This window comes from Dactylococcopsis salina PCC 8305 (assembly GCF_000317615.1).
Classification (GTDB): Bacteria; Cyanobacteriota; Cyanobacteriia; order Cyanobacteriales; family Rubidibacteraceae; genus Halothece; species Halothece salina.
Genome location: NC_019780.1, coordinates 1557275 through 1579610, shown reverse-complemented (window position 1 = coordinate 1579610; position 22336 = coordinate 1557275). Strand labels below are relative to the sequence as shown.

Below are 22336 nucleotides of genomic sequence, written 5' to 3'. Positions count from 1 at the left end.
AAAAAGATCAGGTTTAAGGGAATTTAAGCATCATAGTAAAGCGCAAACTCGTAGGGATGAGGACGTAAACGCAGAGGATTCACCTCATTGTCTAACTTGTACTCAATCCAGTTGTAAATAAACCCTTGCGTGAACACACCGCCATCAATTAAGAATTGATGGTCATTTTCCAAACACTCTAACGCGGCCTCTAAAGAACCTGGAGTGGAAGGAATTTTGCTCAACTCTTCAGGAGAGAGATCATAGATATCCACATCCAAAGGTTCACCTGGTTCAATTTTGTTTTTAATCCCATCAATCCCAGCACATAACATCGCCGCAAAAGCCAGATAAGGATTGCAAGTGGCATCAGGACAACGGAACTCTAAACGTTTCGCTTTCGGGTTCGTACCCGTCAGAGGAATCCGCACCGAGGCCGATCGATTCCCTTGGGAATAGACCAAGTTAACTGGGGCTTCAAAACCGGGCACTAAACGCTTGTAGGAATTAGTAGAAGGGTTTGTAAACGCCAGTAAAGCGGGAGCGTGTCGCAAGATACCACCGATATAATGACGAGCGGTTTCACTTAAATTAGCATAACCATCTTCTCCCCAGAAAGTCGGCTGTCCATCTTTCCAGATTGATTGGTGAACGTGCATTCCAGAACCATTATCGTTAAAAATGGGCTTCGGCATAAAGGTGACAGTACGCCCATATTTCTTCGCCACGTTTTTAATCACATACTTATAGGTCATCAAATCATCCGCCGCTTTCACTAATGTCCCAAAGCGGAAGCCTAATTCTCCTTGTCCACCACTTGCGACCTCGTGGTGATGTTTTTCAATGGGAACGCCACAGTCTGCCATGGTTAAGAGCATTTCCGTCCGCATATCTTGTAACGTATCGGTGGGAGGAACGGGGAAATAACCCTCTTTATAACGGGGTTTATAACCGAGGTTGCCGCCAGCTTCTTCTCTTCCTGAGTTCCAACGTCCTTCGACGCTATCAACGTGGTAATATCCTTCGTTATAGGTTTGATCAAAGCGAACATCATCAAAGACGAAAAACTCAGCTTCTGGTCCGAAGAATGCGGTGTCACCAATACCAGTGGAAATCAGATAATCAATCGCTTTCTGGGCGATCGTGCGCGGATCGCGATCGTAAAATTCACCAGTACGGGGTTCTTTAATAGAGCAGACCATACTGAGGGTTTTTTCCTTCATAAATGGGTCGATCCAAGCGGTCGTCGGATCGGGAACCATCATCATGTCTGACTCGTTAATTGATTTCCAGCCTCGAATACTTGAACCGTCGAAGGGAACACCATCGGTAAAAGAATCTTCGTCGAGTTCGCTGCGATAAATGGAAAGGTGTTGCCAAATCCCAGGCAAGTCAATAAATTTGAGATCGATGATTTTAATATCTTCATCCTGAATCATCCGCAGGACTTCAGCACCAGTTTCGGGCATGGGTTACTCCTTTAACTTGATTTTTAAGCATACTATACCGCCTCATCCTAGAGACTGAGTTAGACACTTGTTTGTATTTAATGTTACAAAACCCTAACAATTTTAAGGGAATGTAACTTTTTTCAAAACACAGGAACATAGAAGATGGGGGAGATGGGGGAGATGGGGGAGATGGGGAAGATGGGGGAGAAAAATTGTCTCCCTTGTCTCCCTGGGAATGTATGGAGGGTTATATCAGGTTCGCTCGATCGATGATAAAGAGTAGGCCCTAGTGAAGCGAAGCGAAACCCAACACACATTATAAGCAATTACCCGAACTTGATATTATAGGTTTCTAAGCGCCAACTCAGAGGCGTTAAATCAGTTAGACTTTCTAGCAACCAATCCACTTCTTGAGGAGGAATCGAAAATTCAATCGCGCTTTTCCGACTTTTTTCTCGCCAACGTGCCAATTCCGAACCAGAAACCATTGTTTTAACCTTTAATTGGGGTTTGCTGTTGGGAAACTGAAAGTTTTACCAAATAAGGATTTGAGGCGATTAAGTTCAGGTAAAAATGCAAGCCTCTTGCCTAAGGCAACTTGCCTTTTGCCTTACTAAACCAACCAATGGACTTTTTCAGCAAGCCCTACTTAACACACCGTTGACTAAACGAGACGTTAATGCTGATTTTCCCATTGTTTTTTATTGATTATTGGTGATATTTTCTGAATCCGATCTTATTCATTCTCTTCATTGTTGCGACGAATATGTTCAAAGAGCAAATCTAACATCCGTTGATTTTCAATCTGTAACCCCCGAATGTCCGTTGTCATCTCATCGATTCTTTCTAAAATGGCTTGACGTTCTCTTGTTGCTGCGTCTCTTTCTTCTTGGGCTTCAGCAGTAGCAGTGGCTAGGGCTTGAATAACACGAGCATTAGAGTTAACTAAATCTCTAGTTTCTTGATCTGATTGTCTCACTTCTGCGATCGATTGTCCTAGTGATTCAATCGCACGAGCGTTAGAGTTAACTAAATCTCTAGTTTCTTGATCTGATTGTCTCACTTCTGCGATCGATTGTCCTAGTGATTCAATCGCACGAGCGTTAGAGTTAACTAAATCTCTAGTTTCTTGATCTGATTGTCTCACTTCTGCGATCGATTGTCCTAGTGATTCAATTGCACGAGCGTTAGAGTTAACTAAATCTCTAGTTTCTTGATCTGATTGTCTCACTTCTGCGATCGATTGTCCTAGTGATTCAATTGCACGAGCGTTAGAGTTAACTAAATCTCTAGTTTCTTGATCTGATTGCCTTTGTTCACTAATAGATTGTCTTAGTTCAGTGACAGAAGCCGCTAACTGATCAACCATTTGATCCGTCCATCTTTGGGTTGTCATCTTAAGATATACTCCCAATTCAAAGTGTAAAGTTTTAAATTGATTTTAACATCAACTTCCTCTAAAATCCCTTGATTCCCCCTGAAGAAGGGGGGTATTCTCTTAATAATGAGAGTGTTCGTTCAATTTTTTGGGAAAGAAGATCAAGGATTACTATGCCATTGCAAGTGAGGTGAGAGGGATTAGTTTACGAATTATTAATCAATATCAATAATCCAAGTTCCGACATATCGTCGAATCGCTACATCATTGGGAACATCCACTTGAGCATTAAAATAAAATGTTCCACCTGGGCGAGGATTTTTGACATTAGAAAACACTAATTCTACCTTAGTATCAGGCTCGATCGGTTCTTCTAAATCCATCGAAATCAAGCCTTCTTCCTGATTCCAAGTCACATCACTTAAAGGCTGAGGTTCACCATCAATTCTGACTTCGATTCGATCGGTATCAAATCGCCCCTTGTAATAATCGGGATAAGTCACGTAAAACTGAGAAGCGCCAAAGGGAAGTTTCTTGCTAGGAATGCGAAGACGATAGCGATCCCAACGCCCTGATTCGCCGCCAAAGTCTAAACGATAATCAAGGAGATTTTCCTGTTCGACTCCACTAAAAATTGTTATACCAGAATTTCCCCCAGATTGAGCGAAAACTTCTAAAGCAGGAACGACTGTTAATAATCCTCCTGCTAACATAATTGATGATAATAATTTCTTCATAATCGAATCACACCTTAAAAATAGATTCCCCTCTTAATTTATCAGACTCTTTTCTGCGATCGTTGCTCCCCATGTGACAGAATTGACACTCCCACCGTTAAACTCAACTTTGACGCTGTTGCGAAACCAAGAAATCTTTACAATTTTGTTGGGTTTCCCTTTACAGTAATTAGTCACTGATGGGTGTTGGGTTTCGTAAAGTCCACCCATTGCAGTGACCAGTGATCAGTGATCAGTAAGCCGTGAATAGTGAATAATAAGCAATTAATTCGTAACAGATTGTAAGCTACTAAGTAACTGATTAGATCAAGCACAACTGGTAACTGGTAACTGGTAACTGGTAACTGGTCACTGATTGATGTTGGGTTTCGTAAACTCCACTAGGGCCTACTTTAGTCTTTTTTGATGCTTTCTAATAATTCGCTACAAGCATCGAGAAGGAGATCGATAACATGATTAAAGCCTTCTGTACCGCCATAGTAGGGATCAGGAACTTCTTGATCGGGATAGGATTTCGCGTAATTGCACATCATTTTGATTTTTTCCCGATATTTTTTTTCAGGATCAAGGGAAACTAATGACCAATAATTATCTCGATCCATTGCTAAAATTAAGTCGTATTTCTCAAAGTCACTGGGCTGAAATTGACGGGCTTTTCCTTCTAATTTGATTCCTCTTTTTTCCGCTGCGGCTTTCATTCGTTGATCGGGCGGTTCACCTAAATGATAACTGGCGGTTCCTGCTGAATCACAAACAATTTGATCACTTAATCCTTCTTTTTCAATCAAATAACGCATGATATTTTCTGCAGAAGGAGAACGACAGATATTTCCTAAACAGACAAAAAGCAATTTATACATTTTAATTCGTTATTCATTGTGAATGATTTTTAAGCGTACCACTCGATCGCTGCTATCATCTAAAGGCACTTCGATCGTATCATTACTGAGCTTTTCTAACGCACTCAACATCGATCGTAAATGGGGATTACTCGCACCAGTTTCCACATAAAGCCGATCCGCGAGACTTCCTACTCGTTTCCAAGTTGTATAAAGTTTCGCCATGATTTGTTCGAGGCTGGTTGCTTGTTTCACTAAATCCGCCGCTGTATTCAAACAATCGAGACGTAGCGCTTCTTCTAATGCCATTTCTAGATCAAGATCGGCATTATAAATCGCTTGTACTTGCGCCGCCGCATCTAAATATTTTGATAAATTTTTCGCTTCTGAGGTTAATTGTTTAACGGTATCCACATCGGGATTCTCTTCTACTTCTTCTTGAATTTGTTTCAGATGTGAGGAGGGAAGTTTCTCCATTTCTTTTACTAAAGGCGCAAGATAACGGGGAGAAAGTGAACCATTTTCCGCTTGTTCTTTCACGTTTGGCGGCACTAATTCGGAACTCATGGCTGTCCATTGATCGGAAAGTTCTTTAACTTCTCGTCGCGTAATTCGATCGCCCCCTTCCGCCGCTTCTGAAACTAATTTTTGCACTTCGGGATCGGAATTGGCGGTTTCGACAAAGGCTCGTTTACTAAAATTATTAATTGAACTGACTTGTAGTTGTCCTTCTGCGAGTAAGGTATCGGCGCTGTTAGCCAATTGAATCATTGAGTAGGCTTGGCTTTTACTAATTTCTCGTTCTTTTAGCCAGTTCAGAAAACCTTTTCCTCTTCCTTCGCCACCTTGTTTTTCTCGATCGCGCACTGCTCTTAAAATTCTCCCGCGCCAGATGTCGGTTTGCAAGTCGAACCGTTCACACACTAACCACGCTTCATCTAAACGCTGTTGAAACTCGTTTTCTTCGATTTCTTCATCTTCAGGATCGGGAAGTGTAAACTCTAGATCAGTGGGGGTTTCTAAAGCCGCAGTGATTTCGGCGGTGGTTTCGGAAATTTCAGCCATATTAAAGGTTTCTCGTTCTTGTCACAGTAAGGAACATTATCAATGATATAGCGCTAGGCAAAAGGCAAGAGGCAAAAGGCAAAAGGCAAGAGGCAAGAGGCAAAAGGCTTGCATGCAAGTTGCCTTAGTAAGGTATAGGCGAGTTTCAACATTTGGAAATTTATCGATCGCGAACAGAAATGCAGGTCGTATCAATATTTGTTATTTGTTATTTGTTATTTGTTATTTGTTACTGGTCACTGGTCACTGGTCACTGGTCACTGATTACAGGTGATTATAGTTAACTGTTGCTTCTGCTTCCTCTTGTAATCCTGTGGCGATGCGGAATAATTCTTTTCCTGTGTGAAGATGGCTTTCATCAAAATTGAAGGGGAAATAAGCTAATTCTTCGATTCCGTCATCCAGTTGATTGAGACAATAGTATAGATTCGCTGCGGTTCCAGCTAAACTAGAAGGGTTCGGTTGCGATCGAAGCGACTGTTTCGCTTGTTGGACTAAGTGACGACAGTTTTCGAGATAACTTTGAAAGGTTTGGAGTAACTCGTCATCAAAGGGATCACCCGCGAGGAAATCAATTTGAGTATCAAGGGGAAAAACAATTTCCTCGACTTGTTTGATAATCGGTTGATAAACGTATTTTAACCAGTGAGTAATTTGATCTTCGCTGTGGCGTTGCTTTTGTCGTTGGCGTTGATATTGTCGTTGTGCCTTGGCGTTGCGTTGGGTTCGTTTTTGGCAAAAAGCCCGATCATAAGAGGCTTTTAGGGTGGGATTCCCTAGCACTTCGTAAGCAGCATTGATTGATATAATTTTCTCGTGGGCTTCCTGATCCTCGCTTCGATCGGGATGAAATTCCTTTGCTAAACGACGATAGGCTTCTTTAATTTCTTTTTGCGTTGCGTCTGGGGTTAAACCAAGAATTTGGTAGTGGTCGCGGTGAAGCATTGCTTTGAGTTGATCAGGTTTGATGGACAATTGCCCACGTTTTCTACTTTAGCGTTGGAGATTTCGATCGCGCATTCCCAACCCAAAATAATGATAGAATAATTGGAAAAACGATCGCGAGGGAAACGCTGTGACAGTAAGAGTGCGAATTGCACCGAGTCCAACCGGAAATCTACATATTGGAACCGCCCGCACGGCGGTCTTTAATTGGCTATTTGCGCGCCATGAAGGGGGGACATTTATCATTCGAGTGGAGGATACCGACCAAGCTCGATCGCGCCCCGAATATACCCAGAATATCAAAGATGGTCTAGCTTGGCTGGGAATGCAATGGGATGAGGGCCCCTATTTTCAAAGTGAACGGCTACATCTCTACAAACAAGCCGTACAAACTCTTTTAGATCAAGGATATGCTTATCGGTGTTACACCACCGAAGACGAATTAAACCAGTTACGAGAATCACAAAAAGCACGTAATCAAGCACCGCGTTACGACAATCGCCATCGTAATCTCACTCCCGAAGAAGAAAAAGCCTTTGAAGCGGAAGGGAGAAAGCCCGTCATTCGCTTTAAAATTGACGATAATCGCCAAATCATCTGGAACGATCAGATTCGGGGAACACTAACTTGGGAAGGAAGCGATCTCGGCGGTGATATGGTGATCGCAAGGGCGAGTAGTCGCGAAGATTTAGGACAACCGTTATACAATCTGGCGGTGGTAGTAGATGATATGGACATGAAGATTAGCCATGTGATTCGCGGTGAAGATCATATCGCCAATACTGCCAAGCAAATTTTACTTTATGAAGCCCTCGGTGGTAGCATTCCAGAATTTGCACACACGCCCTTGATTTTGAACGAACAAGGACAAAAACTTTCCAAACGCGACAACGTTACTGCCATTTCTGATTTCTATAAAATGGGATTTGTTCCCGAAGCAATGGCAAATTATATGACGTTGCTTGGTTGGACTCCTCCCGATTCTACGGAAGAATTATTTACCCTAGAAGAAGCGGCTAAACACTTCAGCCTCGATCGAGTCAGTAAATCCGCCGCCAAATTTGACTGGTCAAAACTGGATTGGATTAACAGCCAGTATATCCATAAAATTGAACCCCAGCGCTTAGTGGAAATGTTAGCACCCTTTTGGCAAGAAGCAGGATATAAGGTTGATTTAGAAAATAATCGTCCTTGGTTAGAACAAGTCAGCGCTTTAATTGCCCCTAGTTTAACTCGTCTCACGGACGCGGTAGAACAAACCAAAGTCTTCTTCCAAACGGATATAGAATTTAAAGAGGAAGCGGTTTCTCAACTCCAACAAGACGGAGTAAAATCCGTGATTGAAAAGATTTCTGAAGCGATAAAACAGCAAGATCAATTCACCGAAGAAGAAGCGAAACAACTGATTAAAACTGTTACCAAAGAACAGGGAGTGAAAAAAGGTTTAGTGATGAAGTCTCTACGGGCTGCGTTAACTGGAGATGTAAAAGGACATGATCTCATGCAGTCTTGGTTATTATTAAATCAAAAAGGACTCGATCGAGTGCGTTTAGAAAAAGCCTTAGCAACGATTAACAATTAAGCCAATTGTTATGGGGCGAATGGTGGTTCGCCCTCAAGAGAGTGAGAGGACAAAAGAATGGATCAAATCACGGTTTCTGTCGGCAAAAAAGTCTTATTTAAGGAAGTCAGTTGGAAAACATTGGAAACAATTTTAGAAGAGACCGATCGAGAAAATCATTCCTCGCGTCTTGCCTATAATCAAGGAAGATTAGAAATTGTGACTCCCCTTCCTGAACCTGAGATCAATAAAAACTTTATTACCAATTTTATAGAAATTCTCTTAGAAGAACTCGATCGAGAATTTTATCCGTTAGGTTCAACGACGTTTAAAAACGAATTAATGCAACAGGGAATCGAACCAGATAATTGTTTTTATATCGAAAATGAAGCCTTAATACGGGGAAAAGAACGCATTGATTTAACTGTTGATCCACCTCCCGATTTAGCCTTAGAAATTGAAATCACTTCACGTAGTTATCCCGAAATTTATGCAGCTTTAGGCGTTCCAGAATTATGGCAGTTTAGACAAGGTAACTTACAGATCAGCATTTTAGAGCAAGGAAAGTATCAAATTTCCACTAGGAGTTCAATTTTTCCGCAGTTTCCCCTAACTAAAGCAATTCCCGAATTTTTGCAACAGTGCAAAACTCAAGGACGTAATCAGACAATGAAAGCATTTCGTCAGTGGGTAAGAGAGAAACAATAATGATCTTTCCCAAGACTTATTTAATATCGGCACTCAACACGATATATTAACACTCGTTAAGTCATTTTATGATTAAGGAGACGCTTAAATGAGTGTAGCGGTTCAACAAACAGTTCCTGATGTTGTTTTTCGTACCCGTGTTCGTGATGAGTCAGTGGGAGGAGAAAATCCGTTCCGTTGGCAAGATCGCACGACAGCAGATATTTTCGGCGGTAAACGAGTGGTTTTATTTGCGCTTCCTGGTGCATTTACTCCCACTTGTTCCTCAACGCATTTGCCCCGTTACGAAGAATTATATGATGAAATCCGCGCTCAAGGCGTTGACGAAGTAATCTGTCTCTCTGTGAATGATGCTTTCGTTATGTTCCAATGGGCGAAAAAACAGGGAGTGGAAAAAGTATTTATGCTTCCCGATGGCAATGCTGACTTCACCCGTAAAATGGGAATGTTGGTGGAGAAAGATAACCTCGGCTTCGGAATGCGTTCTTGGCGTTATTCGATGGTAGTCAACGATCGTCAAATTGAAAAGATGTTTATTGAACCTGACTATCAAGATAATTGTCCCACAGACCCGTTTGAGGTTTCTGATGCTGATACGATGTTAGCTTATCTCAAAGGGGCTAAAAGTTAACATTTGATCTTCTAATACCACTTTAAACAATTGGTGCTACATCAACGATCAACTCAGCCCCCCTTATTAAGGGGGGTTGGGGGGATCGACTGTAACCTGAATTTTTGAAAATGGTATTGCAAGCTATTGCAACTTATACTAGGTTCAGGTAAATGCTTATAATTTGTGTTGGGTTTCGCTTCGCTTCACCCAACCTACTTTTTATGATTGATTGAGTGAACCCGATATTATAACTATTCTGTAGAGACGTTCGATTAAATGTCTCTACTCGTCTAATTTTGTTGGGTTTCGCTTCCCTCCACCCAACCTACCTAGTTTAAGGTTTCGTCTCCTTCACCCAACCTACTCTTTAGATCATCGATCGAACTTGATCGGCTAATTTTTGACTGGGGGTATCTGCGGTGAGAATTTCAATTTGTTCGCTGTGACTCGCCCCTAATCCTAATTCTGTTGCTCTTTGGATTTGTTCTAAATCCCAAATTGAACCCTCAGACACTTGTCGAGTTGTTCCCAACGATCGAAGCAAGGCTAACCCCACAACATCCACTGCGACTCGATCGCGCCCTGCAATCATAACATTCGCTGCCACTTTCCTCCCATTTGCGGGGCCACCATTAACAAAGGCTTCTACTCCATCCAATAACACCAGATTAGGTTGATAAGCGGCGTTGGCTTCTGCGATCATTTTGCGCTGATGAGGAGAGGAATGTAAATCTCCCATATAATTAAACTCGTCACCTGGAACGTATTTCGCCACCATGCCAATGGTATTTTTTAAGGAGAGGGTAAAATGACCGCCAAAGCGATGCGTTTTCAGACAGCAAGTATTAATCACCGCACCTGCATGTGAACTACCCTCTTCTAATTGCTAACGCAATGTAGAAGGAGCTTCCTACCCAAAAGAATGCTTTTCCATAATCTCCAAATAGACTATTTCCAAGTCTGACATCCGGCGATAGGCTTTTTCAGCCTTGGCGAACCAAGCTGTCATCCCGTGTCCCACAGGCAATAATTCGTAATCCTTCGTCTCTGATGTTTTTAGCAGCGTTGATATCTCTGTCATGCTCTGTTCCACAGTTTGAGCATTTCCAACTGCGAACATCTAGTGGCAGACTATCAACTTGATTTAAGCAGACGTTGCAAGTCTTTGAACTAGGGAAAAAGCGGTCAACCTCAACATAGGTTTTACCGTCTTGTTCAGCTTTGTACTTCAGCATAGTACAGAACTGTCCCCAACCAACTTGACTAATGGCTTTAGCCAGATTATGGTTCTTCATCATGTTCTTAACTGCTAGATTCTCTACACAAATGACTTGGTTTTCGTCAACTAAGCTACGACTTAGTTTGTGTAGAAAATCTTCCCTGCTGTTAGAAACCTTTTTATGAACTCTGGCTACTTGATGACGAGCTTTGTTTCTGTTACTAGAGCCTTTCTGCTTCCGAGATAATTATGGAACAAACTTATTTATAGTTTAGCTTATTTATAAATCATTGTCAATATAAAAAAGCGATTCATCTAGCGACTAACCCTTCGGGTGTAGTCGTAGGATTCTCGCTTATTTTGCTAAAATGGGACGAGCGATCGCAAATCCTTGTTTCCAGTGCGTGCCTTCTGCGTCAAAATATTGCCATTGTTCTGCGGACATTTCATCAAAAACGACTGTTTCTAAACCACGTTTCGCAGCGAGATCAAACACGCCCTTCTGTTGCATTGCTTCACGAGTTTGTGCCATACCAGACCGATCGCCGATCGTGATCGAGCCAGCCCCAGCGTTTTCAATTTCCGTGATTAACTGATCTAATAAATCGGTATCAGTGGCAGCTGGTGCGGGATCACCCGTGTTGTAATTGGGCTTAATAAAGACGCTTCGATCGCTCAAGCCTTCTGGTTGTAAGAGATCAAGGATTTTAGAAACCCCTGCAACTCGATCGTTGGTTTGCAATAACGCAACAGGAGACACTTGATCCGAAGCAGGATTTCCTTGTAACTTCAAACTGGAAGCGATCGGAGCTTGAGAATTGCTAGATTGACGACAAGCAGCGGGAAGAATTGCCGCACCAGTGGCAAGGGCGAACCAACGTAAAATTTGACGACGTTTGTGATTGAGAGGAAACATGATTAATATAATTAGTGTTAATTGCCGTTGATTTCTGCGTCAATTGATAACTGATTTACTTACTAAATAATTTAAAGTAAGTCGAAACTAAAAACTCTTTCCAGGGGAAAACTAAATAAGTAATTGGGTTAATCGTAACAATAATATTCCGAAAATCGCGGACAGCTAAATTAACAATTTGTTGCGCAACCCACTGCGCTGACATGACTCCGATCGGGTTAAGATTACTTTTAAATGGCCCTAAAATTAGTTTCCGAATTACACAGGGAGCATCTAAACGACGGAGAGTAACTAAATCTCCTAGTGTTCGTTTTGAGAGTTCATAAAGGGGACTAAATGCAGGATTGACTTCTGCTTCTGAGGTATTTACCCACACTTCTTTTCGAGCTTTATCTTCATTGGTTTGAATGGTTTTGAGGAAGGTTTCTAAAAGTCTCCAACTGGAAAAGACATTAACTTGATAAGAGTTTTCTATAGCGGTTTCGCTTCGATCGCCATGAACATTAATGCCATGATTGATAATTAAAATATCAATCTTTTCGAGAGTAGAAGTCACTTCTGTTTCTTTTCCAATTTCCCAAACGATCGGGTTAATTTCTGTCTCATCCGCTAACAAAATCGGTTCTGATTTTGAAGAAAAAGCGGTTACTTTTGCGCCTCGATCGCGCAACACGAATAATAAGGCTTTTCCTAATGTTCCTGACGCACCCGTCACCGCGACTCGTTTTCCTTTTAAAGACAAGGCACTTCCTAATAATTTATCCACGATCGTGAAGGTACTACAATAATAGGCGTTTTGATTATCGAAATGATGTCGCCAGTGATAGGGACGATTTACCTGCCACTGTCCAGGAAGCGTGGTAAAATTGCCAGGACGGTGAGTTAAATCGGTAATTTCGTCGGCATAGGCGAGACCACTCCCTCGCGCGATCGCCCCCAGTAAAAATCCCAATGTGTAAACACTACCTGTAAACGCAACCCAATGGGAAACCAAAAGCCAGGGGAGAACACTTCCCACCAGCATCACCAAACATTCTGGAACATCATTTTGCCACTGAGAACGACGATATAACTCTTCATTCATCACACTCAAATCAGGACGAAATACGCGATGATGAATTTGATGTAACCGATATAACGGCTTCCAATAATGGGATAAGACATGATAACTATCCCGAATTAATTCGACCCAAATCACCGTAAACAGCGCGATCGAGCCTAATCTCAACCCTTCCATTAACATTTTTTTGCAACCTAAACGTTTTGAGTTATACTCCCAACAATAATTATGCTTTGATTTTTAATAAAAATTAAGTTTTATTATCTAAAGTTAAGATAGAACTAAAAGCACTATCCTGTCAATCGTCACCCCTAACCTGTATGCCACAAAATTCTTGGACAGACAACAATTCTTACGAAGAGTTAAGCTCGTCGATCGAAGCCCTTCTTTGGTCTGATGTTGAAACCGAAGACGAGGAGGAATGGAGTAGCGACTTTTTCCAAGGTTTAGGGGGAAGACGCTGGAAAGCCGCAGTCACTCTGATGATGATTTGGGGAACCACGATCGCGCTACATCTCATTTCTTGGGGATCATGGCTGGTTCTAGCAGTGACGGCGGTTTTTACCCTACAAGTCACTCGTCTATTGTGCAGCCGTCCCGTTGCTTCTCCTCCCGCGTTAGCAGAAAGTGATCAAGAGTCCATTCCGACAGTCTCCATTCTCGTCGCGGCGAAAAACGAAGAAACAGTAATCACTGATTTAGTGGAAAATCTCTGTCATCTCGATTATCCCCAAGATAAATATGAAATCTGGCTCATTGATGACCATAGCACCGATCGAACCCCGATTTTATTGGATCAGTTCGCTCAAAAATATCGTCAATTAAACGTTTTGCATCGATCGGCGAACGCCACTGGCGGCAAATCAGGAGCGCTCAATCAAGCACTCACCCTCAGTAAGGGAGAAATTGTTGCGGTTTTTGATGCTGATGCTCAAATTCCATCCGATATTTTACGTCAGGTTGTTCCTTTCTTCCATCAGGAAAGCATGGGAGCGGTACAGGTGCGGAAAAGCATTGCTAACGCCGATCTCAACTTTTGGACAAAAGGACAACAAGCAGAAATGGCTTTAGACAGCTATTTTCAAGAACATCGCATCGGTTTAGGGGGAATTGGAGAATTACGAGGGAATGGTCAATTTGTCCGTCGTCGTGCTTTAGCCAGTTGCGGGAAATGGAATGAGCAAACCATCACCGATGACCTTGATTTAACCATGCGCTTACATTTAGACGGATGGGACATTGGTTTTGTGTCTCATCCCACTGTACAAGAGGAAGGCGTGACAAGCGCGATCGCCCTTTGGCATCAACGGAATCGTTGGGCAGAAGGCGGTTATCAGCGTTATCTCGATTATTGGCGCTGGATCATTCGTAACCCGATGGGGATTGGTAAAACCTTTGATTTGATTACTTTTCTACTCTTCCAATACATTCTCCCAACAGCAGCAATTCCAGACTTATTGATGGTGCTGTTACGACAAGAAGCGCCGCTTTATTTCCCAGCAACCAGTATTATGTTCAGCTTTTCCATCTGGGGAATGTTCAGAGGACTGCAAAACACCCAAAACCCAAAAACGCCCCAAAACTGGGGAGAAATCTTTGGGGAAACTTTACGGGGAACAATCTACATGATCCACTGGTTACTGATTATTCCTAGTATGACGGCTCGTCTGGCAGTGCGTCCGAAAAAATTAAAGTGGGTTAAAACGTCTCATCAAGGGGAACAAAGCTGCGAGACTTAAAATGATCCCCCCTAGCCCCCCTTATTAAGGGGGGAACCAGTCATCCCCCTGGTAGAAGTAGGTTGGGTGGAGTTTACGAAACCCAACACCAATTAGTTATTGATTACTTACCGTTATGAGGAACTTACTCAAACTTACCCATAGCTTCTAAAAGCCTGATAGAGTCTGATGTCCACTTCCTGCTTCTTTCCACGCTTGGGCTTTTCCTAGCAACGTCGGCGTTATCTAGTCCACAGGCTGACACGATGTAACTCACCGCCAAAAGTGACTTTCTTTGAACTGTCTTGGTTATCGATCAGTTTAAGTTAGCCACTATCGAACTATATCAGTTAATTTGCCTAACTAGGTTAAAGAATGGTTAAGTTTTTAGTTTCTGTTCCTAGCCCTTAGTTATCTCTGACGAATTACGAAGGACAGAGGACAATTAAAGTTAGCTATGATCTTCGAGTAACGCCATGAGGTCTTTTAGCCCATTGTCAGGGATTAAATCGAGTAACGGAAGCTCGGTTTTTCCTCCCCCTAGCTTTACCTTTGTGCGTCGGAGAATGTCTTGTACTTGTTCTTCTGTTAGGCTTTTGTTTTCGAGGAGAGGATAGATTTGTTCCGCAATAGTGGTGTGTAAATGAGCATCAGAGAGATAGAGATGCCATTTAGCCACATCAATGTAGATTTTATCGCCAATATCCGCTGCCAGCGCTTCAATATCTTGGGTAGAGTTAGCCATCGGTTTTTTTGGGATTTGTTGAATAGTCTGCGATCGCGCTAATGTAAATCAAATGTAACGCTAGGACAATTAACCAGCTTATTGTGAGCCAGAGCGTCCATTGCCACTCAGGATGACTCAGTTGTTGAAAAAACCATGATCCAGAGTTAATAAGCAAAAAAGCAGCTACATGAACCGCAAAATTAATTCGGTCTTCTAGTTTACGATAAGCGGGGTCTTCACGGGTGGGTTTACGGGGCCAACGAGGCGGCATAAGCAAGCATTTCCAGAACCTACAAAACTATATTATCATTGTCTAAGACGATCGTGTCGTATCACACTTTAAGTAATAACGGAGATTTATGACTGCCAACACAATCATTTTTAATGCTGCTGTTTTATCATCCACTTTAATTCTTGTCGGTTTAGCTTGGGGGTTTTTACTCCTAAAAATTCAAGGCAATAATGCTGAATAGTTAATATAGCAGTCCTATTTCATTTGTAAAAAGTTTACTCATGGAAGCCCCCCAAACTTGGGCCGGAGCGAAGGTGAGGATTGGGGGGCAAAAACAATTTACGATTCATTTAGGATTGCTATACGATTTCTAAATATTCAGGTTACAGTTTATCCCCCCAACCTACTAGGGGGGCTAATATCAGGTTCGGGTAATTGTTTATAATTGGTGTTGGGTTTCGCTTCGCTACACCCAACCTACTTTTTATCATTGATTGAGCGAACCTGATATAAGTGATAGGCGTGTCGTGCTAAATAAAATTCCAATTAATAATGACTGAAACCTTACCAACGATCGAGTTTTTCGAGGGGCTTCCCGAAGAAGTGAGCGATGTTCGGCTTCGTAAAGAAAAATCTACTGGTTGTCATAATGTGCTGATGATTTTTGAAAAACTAGAAGCCTTAGAACGGTTTAATAGTTTTCGTCAACGATTTTCTAAGGCGTTAAATTTAACTGATTCAGAAGGAAAAATATCCGTTGAACCTGACTCTTTACGCTTTATTTATGGTGGCCCCGAAGGAGATGATTTACAACGAGTCGAATGTTCTTTTGTGATTGAACAAGATGACCATTGGGACAGATTCATGCGTTTTATGGAACGTTATGCTGAAGCCAATGGGATGGGATATCAGGATCAAAATAATCAATAATTAATGATCGATATGATCTCGGCGATCGCTTCTTCTGATTTTAGAGTAATCACGCGATCGCCCACTCCATCTTTCCCCGCGAAGGGAATATCTTTCAGGTTTAAAGTCAGCACTCGTTTTTGATTTGTCAATACTTTCACCTTGTCATTGTCCGATCGAGCTTCTATCATTCCTACAACTCGATCGAAACGATTAATAAATTGCAGACATTGCGTTCCAATATCACCCCGACTTCCCCGTCGAATCGTATTTACAGAAAGACGTTTCGCATAGCCTTGTTGTGAGATTACTAAAACTGCCTCATCAGCTTGGAGAGAAACACAACCCACTGGCGTTTCTGATTGCCATAACCTTGTTGCTAAATTCCCTTGTGCGGTGCGACTCGTTACAGGAAGTTGTTGATCATTGACGATAAACCGTAGAATCCTACCGCTAGAGGTGGCTAAAAGCAAGTTTTCCCCAGTTGCGGTTAAACAGAAATCGGCGAGCCGATCGCCCTCTTTTAAGCGAATTAAACTTAATCCCCGATTCCCGATCGATGCGACTTCCGACGCTGACAAGCGTTTAATCCGTCCTTGCTGTGTCAACAGGATAACATCTTGTTGCGGTAAAGGAAGATGGTGTAAAAGCGTTTCTTCCGTTTGCGGATTCATCCCTTGTAACACTTTATTGAGGGATGTTTTTTGTTTAGCAGAAACAGGAGTAATACCATCTGTTTTTAAGCTGTACGCTTTCCCAAAATCAGTAATCGTGATTAACGGTTGCTCTTGTGGAATTTTGCTCCGAAATACGACAAAATCCTTAGTTTTACTCTCTTTTTCCGTAGTTGCTTCTTCACACCAATAGACTTTTCCCTGTTGAGTAATCTCAATCAGCGCGGAATCGGGAGGAGTTGCTTGTGATGTTTTTTGGGGAGATGTGGCTTTCTCTTTAGCAACAGGATTTGATTTAGTTTTCTTTTCTGTGGTGACAATGCGAGTGCGTCTTTCATTCCCAAACCGTCTTTTCAGCGATCGAAGCTCTTTTTTTAACGCCTTCAGTAACTCATTGCGATCGCCCAACAACGTCTCTAACTGACCAATTTCCGTTTGTAACTCCGTCACTTCCTTCTCTAACTTTTGTCGCTCTAACCCCGTTAAACGGCGCATTGGCATTGCTAAGATCGAGTCTCCCTGCTCATCGGTCATTCCCAACTGTACCTGTAACTGCGCTTTGGCGGTGCTACCATCGGGAGCATTTCTCAGAATATCGATCACTGTATCTAAATTTTTGAGGGCTGCGAGTAATCCTTCCGCGAGATGTAACCGTTTTCTCGCCCCTTCTAGCTGATGGGTATATTGTCGGGTGAGAGTCTCTTCTCGAAATTGCAGGAAATTGTCTAATAATTGTCGTAAGGATAGCTGACGAGGCGCATTATCCACTAATGCTAGTAAAATCGTCCCAAAATTCGATTGTAATGCGGTTTGGTGATAAAGCTGTTCTAATACCGTATTCGGAGAGACATCGCGCTTTAATTCAATCACCACTCGCACCCCAGCGCGATCGCTTTCATCACGAATATCGGCAATTCCTTCTATGCGTCCGCCATTGACTAATTCAGCAACTTTTTCAATCCAAGCCGCTTTATTCACTTGGTAGGGAAATTCGGTTACGACTAACGCATCTCGATCGCGCTTTCGTTTCCCTTTTCCTTTCCCTCTCGATTTCGTCTCAGAATGGAGATGCTCCACCTTCACCACCCCACGCACTCGAATCGTTCCCCGTCCGGTGCGATAAGCATCCCGTACCCCTTCTAAATCAATAATTTCGCCACCAGTGGGAAAATCAGGCGCGGGAATTAACTCCCATAACTTCTCATCGGATAAATTCGGCTGATCAATGAGTTTAATTAAGCCATTCACCACTTCCCCTAAATTATGAGGGGGAATATTTGTCGCCATTCCCACCGCAATCCCAGAGCAACCATTCAGCAGCAGTAATGGCAATTGTGCGGGTAATACCACTGGCTCTTGTTGAGAATTATCAAAGTTGCCGACAAAATCAACAGTTGCTTCACCAATGTTATTTAAGAGGGATTCTTGGGCGATCGAAGCGAGACGGGTTTCCGTGTAACGCATCGCCGCCGGGGGATCATTATCTAAAGAGCCAAAATTACCATGCCCCGCGAGTAAAGGATAACGAGTCGAAAACTCCTGCACCATCCGCACCAGTGCATCATACACCGCTTGATCGCCATGGGGATGATATTTCCCCAAAACATCTCCCACCACACGAGCGCATTTGCGAAAAGGTCGATCGGGGGTTAACCCCAACTCGTGCATAGCATACAAAATCCGCCGATGAACTGGCTTTAAGCCATCTCGAACATCAGGAAGCGCCCGTCCCACAATCACACTCATCGCATATTCTAGATAAGATTGCTCCATCTCGGTATGGAGTGAGGTGGGGATAATTTGAGCATCACCCATAAGATTTAACTGTTTTGCCATTCTTACTACCTGTTGCTGTTTGCCATTTATATTGGTTTTCCCTCAATCAGTATTACCAGAGAACAAGTCACCCCTAACAAATTTTTCTAAGCTAATTATCCTCAGTGGGGTTAACTTGTAAACGACTGATTGTCCCTTCCATCACCGGTGACGCGAAAAACGCTGCTGTATCCGAGAGTAAGGTTTTTCCCCAGAGGTTTTCCTCTAAGAAATCGAGGTTAGCATATCGACTGTCAGAAGTCAGAGCTTTTTTTCCGAGAGAGAGCGCTTTTTCTTGGTTTCCCTGTTGATAAAGGGCTACCGCAATGGCGAGTCTGGGTTCTGTGGGATTTTGTGCAATTTCGGCGGCGGTGCGCCAATTTTTGATGGCTTGGGAGATGTCTCCTTGTTCGTATTGAATCAAGCCAATATTATTAATGGCGGGCCAAAATCCTTCTTCGAGGGTATAGGCTTTTTCATAGGATGCGATCGCGCTATCGTATTCGTTGAGTTTCAGATAAGCGTTTCCCAGATCAAACAGTGCTTCTGGGGAATTGGGTTCTAGGTTTAAACCTGCTTCGATCGTTGCTACGGCTTGGTTATAATCTCCTTTCTGGAAATAAGTTGAACCGAGGGTAAATAACACTCGTGCTTCTTCTGGTGCTAATTCTCGCGCCTTTTTCAACGCCACGATCGCCTGATCCGTGTTTTCGTTTCTCGCTGCGAGACTTCCCCAAATAAACCAGGGTTGATAGGTTTCAGGAGCAAGTTGGGTCGCCACTTTTGCTCGTGCTAACGCCTGATCATACTGCTGAAAGCGTACCAGTTGCGCGGCATCTTGTGCTAGTGCTAACCCTTGTTGTTCTAAATTTTCTGGATTTGGTTCTAAAGTATGTGGGAGTAATGCTTGTGCGGAAGCGGGAAGTGTTATACTCCACATTCCAGCGCAAGCAAGGAGTGAAAGTAGCCAATTCTTTTTTAAACTCATACCGCTCCTTGTTTTAAGATAGTTCACAACACTGATTTTTTTGAATGATGACTATAACCATCAAGTTAACTCAAGATAGCATCGATCGTTTAGACTTATCACCCCTAAAAAAGGAATTAGACCCAATTTTAAGTGGGGGAAACCTCACGGAATACGAACAACAATTCCAATTTGAGTTTGATTATCCCCGTAATCCCACTGATCCCCGCGAGCTTTCAGAAGTTCCCGAAATTAGGCTTTGGTTTTTGCGTTTGGACACGGTTTATCCTTGGTTTATTTTCTTTCTCCACTGGCGCAATGGCGAATTAGCCCGTTATACAGCGATGTTAGTTCCCCATCAGTTTAGTCGCGCTGAGGGGATTCAGTTTAACCCAGAAGCTCTAGAATTATTTGTGATGAGAAAGGTTTTTGTTTTATATGATTGGTTACTGGAAAAAGAGATTTCTGGTTACGGACGGATTATTAGTTTTAGTCAGATGTTGGGATATGAGGTAGAGGAATCGTTTTTTGAAAGTTTAGCTGATGTGGATTGAAGCGAATCTTTTGATCCGAGAATTGATCCGAGAAATTTTTCCAGTTAGACTTAGTTGCAATGTCGCTCGATCGCCGTCTCAAATCACAAAAGAGGGTCAAGACGTTGAAAATCTCGATCGACCTCATACCAAAGACGGCGGTTGTGTGGGTCTGTACTTAAAGCCTTTTTCAGGAAAGTTCTTGCCAAATCAAACTGTTGTTCCTTGATTAACTGTCGTCCCCGTTGCTGATAAGTAATCCCTTGCCATTGTCGCACCTCTGAATCATTAGGAAACCGTTTCGCCAAACTTTCCACTAGAGTCGTCGCTCGTACAAACTTTCCTTGTTGTAGTAAATCCTGTAATTGTTCATACGCCTCCCATTTGACTTTTTGATCAAACTTAGAAGCGGGAGGAGACTTCCGTTTAACTGTGGTTTTCGCCTCAGTTTTCGATGAAGAGGGAGCAGACTTTTCCTGTTTAGAAACTCGTTCTAAAACCAACTTATAGGCTTCTGTCACCTGAATAAACTTCTGGTGCGCTTCTTCTCGGTTGTTAGGATTGACATCAGGATGATAACGTCTCGCCAACCGTCGATAAGAGGCTTTGATCATGTCCACATCTGCATCGGGCTTTAATTCTAATAATCGGTAACATTCCGCTAGTTCCATTGTTCACTTGCTGTGAAAAACTAAATTCTTAATTGATCAATATAGCGCCTCAAACCCCCTTAAGATCATGGGTAATCATCTGATAAATTCTTTAATAATCGCGCTTCCCAAAACCGTAGGTCAAAGATCGAGCCGTAGTCATCGCGCTTTTCCCTTCACTACTAGAGGCGATCACGCTTCGAGGAACTGATTCGCAATGTTATTATCGAATTTTCACGGTTGGCAGTAAACTTGATTCTTGACTTGAAATTAAAGATCAAACTCATGCCAACTTACCAACAATGCTTACAGGCGTTAATCTTATCTCAGTGGTTATCAAACTGCTATCAACCCATCAATGTTTATCGATATGATAGTCAGCAAGAGACAATTTATATCCAAGCGGGCGAGGAAGACAACATCGCGCTGATTATACCCCCCGATGGGGAATGGAGGTTTGTATGAATTTAAGTGAACTTAATGAAACACAGTTAAAACAATATCTTTCAGAGCATCGTAACGATGATGATAAGTTTTCTTCTGCTTTACGAGAATTAATGAGTCGCGATCCTAATCCAACTTGGTATCCTCCTACAGGTTGGGAAGAAACGGGACGAATCATTCAACAGAAAATTAAGGAGATGGAAGAGTGATTTCATCTCTTCAGCACGAAAGGATAGAAAATCTTGGTCGCGATCAATCGCGCCTCTCACGCGCAGCGATCGCGTGAGGAGCATAAAGTAGGGTTTGCCTCGCCCACCAGCATTCCATGAGATGCGGGATCAGCCATGATGTCAAACATTGAAAAGATGATCGCGCCCTTCACCATAAACAGCGATCAGATCGCGCAAGTGTATCTAGCCGAGGGGTCATTCTCTCTTGTCAGTCTTGCTTTCTTGAGAGAGTAGCCACTTTCTTTGAACATCAATAATCTGTATTAATGAAATTTCTATAACTGCATAAGCTCCAATAATAAGTACCCAACGATCAAAGCCTAATGTCGATTTAATCACTTGCGATTGAAAAGGTAAAATCGCCAGTTTCAAACCAGATACAACTCCAAACACACCAGCACCAATTAAAAATAATTCTTGAAATCAAGCGCGGCAGTCCCCACGCGAGCGCGAAGCGGCGTGGGGAAGGTGCTTCGCAAAAATTTGAGGACTCAACGTCCGAAAATTTTTCATAACTAAAGTTTTGGTTCATTTTGTGCTTTAATGTAGTCTTTTAACTTCTCAATAGGCGCACCTCCAGAAGATGCAACATAATAGGACTTAGACCAAAAAGATATTCCCTCCTTATAAAATCGCCTTACTTGTTCTGGGAAATCTTTTTTCATTGCTCTGCTAGTGGATGACTTCAGAGACCCTGCTACAGCAGATATCGAGTTTCTTGGATGGAAATCAACCAAGAGATGTACGTGATCTGATTCTCCAGACATTTCAATCAACTCACAATCCATCTTCTTACAAACCTGCCAACTCATCTCTCGAAGTCGTTCTAACATTTGTGCTGTTATTATCTTTCTTCTATAGTGGGTAACAAAAACAAAGTGCAGTCGCACGCTAAAAACGCTATGAGAACCCTTTCTTGGTTTGATTGACACAACCTATACCTGTGTTATACTAAAACTATATTAA

At 42.4% G+C, this 22336-nt stretch carries 27 protein-coding genes and 1 pseudogene; 9 read left to right on the top strand and 19 right to left on the bottom strand.

Annotated elements, in window-relative coordinates:
* Positions 1–23: 23 nt before the first annotated feature.
* The 8 genes from glnA to DACSA_RS07825 all read right to left on the bottom strand — a co-directional run bounded on the left by glnA (position 24) and on the right by DACSA_RS07825 (position 6394).
* Entirely contained in the window at positions 24–1448 is a 1425-nt protein-coding gene (gene glnA / locus DACSA_RS07855) for a type I glutamate--ammonia ligase (RefSeq protein ID WP_015229242.1), read from the bottom strand.
* A gap of 308 nt (positions 1449–1756) precedes the next feature.
* The gene (locus DACSA_RS20485; protein WP_015229241.1) at positions 1757–1918 is read right to left on the bottom strand and encodes a hypothetical protein; all 162 of its coding nucleotides are present in this window, start codon (positions 1916–1918) and stop codon (positions 1757–1759) included.
* 248 nt (positions 1919–2166) lie between these two features.
* Positions 2167–2826: a hypothetical protein gene (locus tag DACSA_RS21440; protein WP_015229240.1), complete on the bottom strand. Its 660-nt coding sequence runs from the start codon at positions 2824–2826 to the stop codon at positions 2167–2169.
* Between the two features lie 197 nt (positions 2827–3023).
* Complete coding sequence (locus DACSA_RS07840) at positions 3024–3545, bottom strand: DUF2808 domain-containing protein (RefSeq protein WP_015229239.1); 522 nt, start codon at positions 3543–3545, stop codon at positions 3024–3026.
* Between the two features lie 173 nt (positions 3546–3718).
* On the bottom strand, positions 3719–3859 hold the full coding sequence (locus DACSA_RS20480; protein WP_156800712.1) for a hypothetical protein: 141 nt from the start codon (positions 3857–3859) through the stop codon (positions 3719–3721).
* 78 nt (positions 3860–3937) lie between these two features.
* Positions 3938–4405, bottom strand: coding sequence for a low molecular weight protein-tyrosine-phosphatase (locus DACSA_RS07835; RefSeq protein WP_015229238.1), 468 nt, complete (start codon positions 4403–4405; stop codon positions 3938–3940).
* Between the two features lie 9 nt (positions 4406–4414).
* Positions 4415–5449, bottom strand: a complete 1035-nt coding sequence (locus DACSA_RS07830; RefSeq protein ID WP_015229237.1) for a hypothetical protein — start codon at positions 5447–5449, stop codon at positions 4415–4417.
* Positions 5450–5713: 264 nt separating this feature from the next.
* Positions 5714–6394, bottom strand: a complete 681-nt coding sequence (locus DACSA_RS07825; RefSeq protein WP_015229236.1) for a J domain-containing protein — start codon at positions 6392–6394, stop codon at positions 5714–5716.
* A gap of 130 nt (positions 6395–6524) precedes the next feature.
* On the opposite strand from DACSA_RS07825, the gene gltX reads away from it, so the two are divergent.
* The 3 genes from gltX (at position 6525) to DACSA_RS07810 (ending at position 9294) form a co-directional block, all read left to right on the top strand.
* Complete coding sequence (gene gltX, locus DACSA_RS07820; protein ID WP_015229235.1) at positions 6525–7976, top strand: glutamate--tRNA ligase; 1452 nt, start codon at positions 6525–6527, stop codon at positions 7974–7976.
* 57 nt (positions 7977–8033) lie between these two features.
* On the top strand, positions 8034–8663 hold the full coding sequence (locus tag DACSA_RS07815) for a Uma2 family endonuclease (RefSeq protein WP_015229234.1): 630 nt from the start codon (positions 8034–8036) through the stop codon (positions 8661–8663).
* 88 nt (positions 8664–8751) lie between these two features.
* Positions 8752–9294, top strand: a complete 543-nt coding sequence (locus DACSA_RS07810; protein ID WP_015229233.1) for a peroxiredoxin — start codon at positions 8752–8754, stop codon at positions 9292–9294.
* A gap of 349 nt (positions 9295–9643) precedes the next feature.
* Here DACSA_RS07810 and DACSA_RS07805 read toward each other — a convergent pair whose 3' ends face one another.
* The 4 genes and pseudogenes from DACSA_RS07805 to DACSA_RS07790 form a co-directional block, all read right to left on the bottom strand.
* Positions 9644–10129 carry a DUF362 domain-containing protein gene (locus tag DACSA_RS07805; RefSeq protein ID WP_198007658.1) on the bottom strand — a complete coding sequence of 162 codons (486 nt, stop codon included), beginning with the start codon at positions 10127–10129 and terminating at the stop codon, positions 9644–9646.
* 130 nt (positions 10130–10259) lie between these two features.
* A pseudogene (locus DACSA_RS19010) lies at positions 10260–10742 on the bottom strand (RNA-guided endonuclease TnpB family protein); the annotation flags it as partial.
* Between the two features lie 108 nt (positions 10743–10850).
* The gene (locus tag DACSA_RS07795) at positions 10851–11411 is read right to left on the bottom strand and encodes a DUF362 domain-containing protein (RefSeq protein ID WP_083874393.1); all 561 of its coding nucleotides are present in this window, start codon (positions 11409–11411) and stop codon (positions 10851–10853) included.
* A 55-nt stretch (positions 11412–11466) separates the two neighbouring features.
* Positions 11467–12654, bottom strand: coding sequence for a bifunctional sterol desaturase/short chain dehydrogenase (locus tag DACSA_RS07790; protein WP_015229232.1), 1188 nt, complete (start codon positions 12652–12654; stop codon positions 11467–11469).
* Between the two features lie 137 nt (positions 12655–12791).
* Between DACSA_RS07790 and DACSA_RS07785 the strand changes: the two genes are divergently transcribed.
* A complete protein-coding gene (locus tag DACSA_RS07785) occupies positions 12792–14210 on the top strand; it encodes a glycosyltransferase (protein WP_015229231.1) in 1419 nt (472 codons plus the stop codon).
* A gap of 430 nt (positions 14211–14640) precedes the next feature.
* On the opposite strand, the gene DACSA_RS07780 is transcribed toward DACSA_RS07785, so the two are convergent.
* Together DACSA_RS07780 and DACSA_RS07775 are read right to left on the bottom strand one after the other, a co-directional pair.
* Positions 14641–14934, bottom strand: a complete 294-nt coding sequence (locus tag DACSA_RS07780; protein WP_015229230.1) for a DUF3181 family protein — start codon at positions 14932–14934, stop codon at positions 14641–14643.
* On the bottom strand, positions 14927–15187 hold the full coding sequence (locus tag DACSA_RS07775) for a 2TM domain-containing protein (protein ID WP_015229229.1): 261 nt from the start codon (positions 15185–15187) through the stop codon (positions 14927–14929). Before DACSA_RS07775 ends, DACSA_RS07780 begins: the two co-directional genes overlap by 8 nt.
* Positions 15188–15275: 88 nt before the next feature.
* On the opposite strand from DACSA_RS07775, the gene petM reads away from it, so the two are divergent.
* Both petM and psb28 read left to right on the top strand, forming a co-directional pair.
* The gene (gene petM, locus DACSA_RS07770) at positions 15276–15389 is read left to right on the top strand and encodes a cytochrome b6-f complex subunit PetM (RefSeq protein WP_015229228.1); all 114 of its coding nucleotides are present in this window, start codon (positions 15276–15278) and stop codon (positions 15387–15389) included.
* 311 nt (positions 15390–15700) lie between these two features.
* Positions 15701–16078, top strand: coding sequence for a photosystem II reaction center protein Psb28 (gene psb28, locus DACSA_RS07765; protein WP_015229227.1), 378 nt, complete (start codon positions 15701–15703; stop codon positions 16076–16078).
* On the opposite strand, the gene DACSA_RS07760 is transcribed toward psb28, so the two are convergent.
* Entirely contained in the window at positions 16072–18567 is a 2496-nt protein-coding gene (locus tag DACSA_RS07760; RefSeq protein WP_015229226.1) for a DNA gyrase/topoisomerase IV subunit A, read from the bottom strand. The genes psb28 and DACSA_RS07760 overlap by 7 nt on opposite strands.
* Positions 18568–18658: 91 nt before the next feature.
* A complete protein-coding gene (locus tag DACSA_RS07755; protein WP_015229225.1) occupies positions 18659–19534 on the bottom strand; it encodes a tetratricopeptide repeat protein in 876 nt (291 codons plus the stop codon).
* A 47-nt stretch (positions 19535–19581) separates the two neighbouring features.
* Between DACSA_RS07755 and DACSA_RS07750 the strand changes: the two genes are divergently transcribed.
* Positions 19582–20067, top strand: coding sequence for a CRR6 family NdhI maturation factor (locus tag DACSA_RS07750; RefSeq protein WP_015229224.1), 486 nt, complete (start codon positions 19582–19584; stop codon positions 20065–20067).
* An 83-nt stretch (positions 20068–20150) separates the two neighbouring features.
* Here the strand turns inward: DACSA_RS07750 and DACSA_RS07745 are convergent, their stop codons facing one another.
* Positions 20151–20717 (bottom strand): DnaJ domain-containing protein, encoded by a 567-nt coding sequence (locus DACSA_RS07745; protein WP_015229223.1) that lies wholly within the window; start codon positions 20715–20717, stop codon positions 20151–20153.
* Positions 20718–20981: 264 nt separating this feature from the next.
* Between DACSA_RS07745 and DACSA_RS07740 the strand changes: the two genes are divergently transcribed.
* Positions 20982–21161 (top strand): DUF6888 family protein, encoded by a 180-nt coding sequence (locus DACSA_RS07740; RefSeq protein WP_015229222.1) that lies wholly within the window; start codon positions 20982–20984, stop codon positions 21159–21161.
* Positions 21158–21349 carry a DUF6887 family protein gene (locus tag DACSA_RS07735; protein ID WP_015229221.1) on the top strand — a complete coding sequence of 64 codons (192 nt, stop codon included), beginning with the start codon at positions 21158–21160 and terminating at the stop codon, positions 21347–21349. Before DACSA_RS07740 ends, DACSA_RS07735 begins: the two co-directional genes overlap by 4 nt.
* A 216-nt stretch (positions 21350–21565) precedes the next feature.
* Here the strand turns inward: DACSA_RS07735 and DACSA_RS07730 are convergent, their stop codons facing one another.
* The gene (locus DACSA_RS07730) at positions 21566–21763 is read right to left on the bottom strand and encodes a hypothetical protein (protein ID WP_041235383.1); all 198 of its coding nucleotides are present in this window, start codon (positions 21761–21763) and stop codon (positions 21566–21568) included.
* A gap of 122 nt (positions 21764–21885) precedes the next feature.
* Complete coding sequence (gene tnpA / locus DACSA_RS07725; RefSeq protein ID WP_015229220.1) at positions 21886–22302, bottom strand: IS200/IS605 family transposase; 417 nt, start codon at positions 22300–22302, stop codon at positions 21886–21888.
* Between the last annotated feature and the right edge of the window lie 34 nt (positions 22303–22336).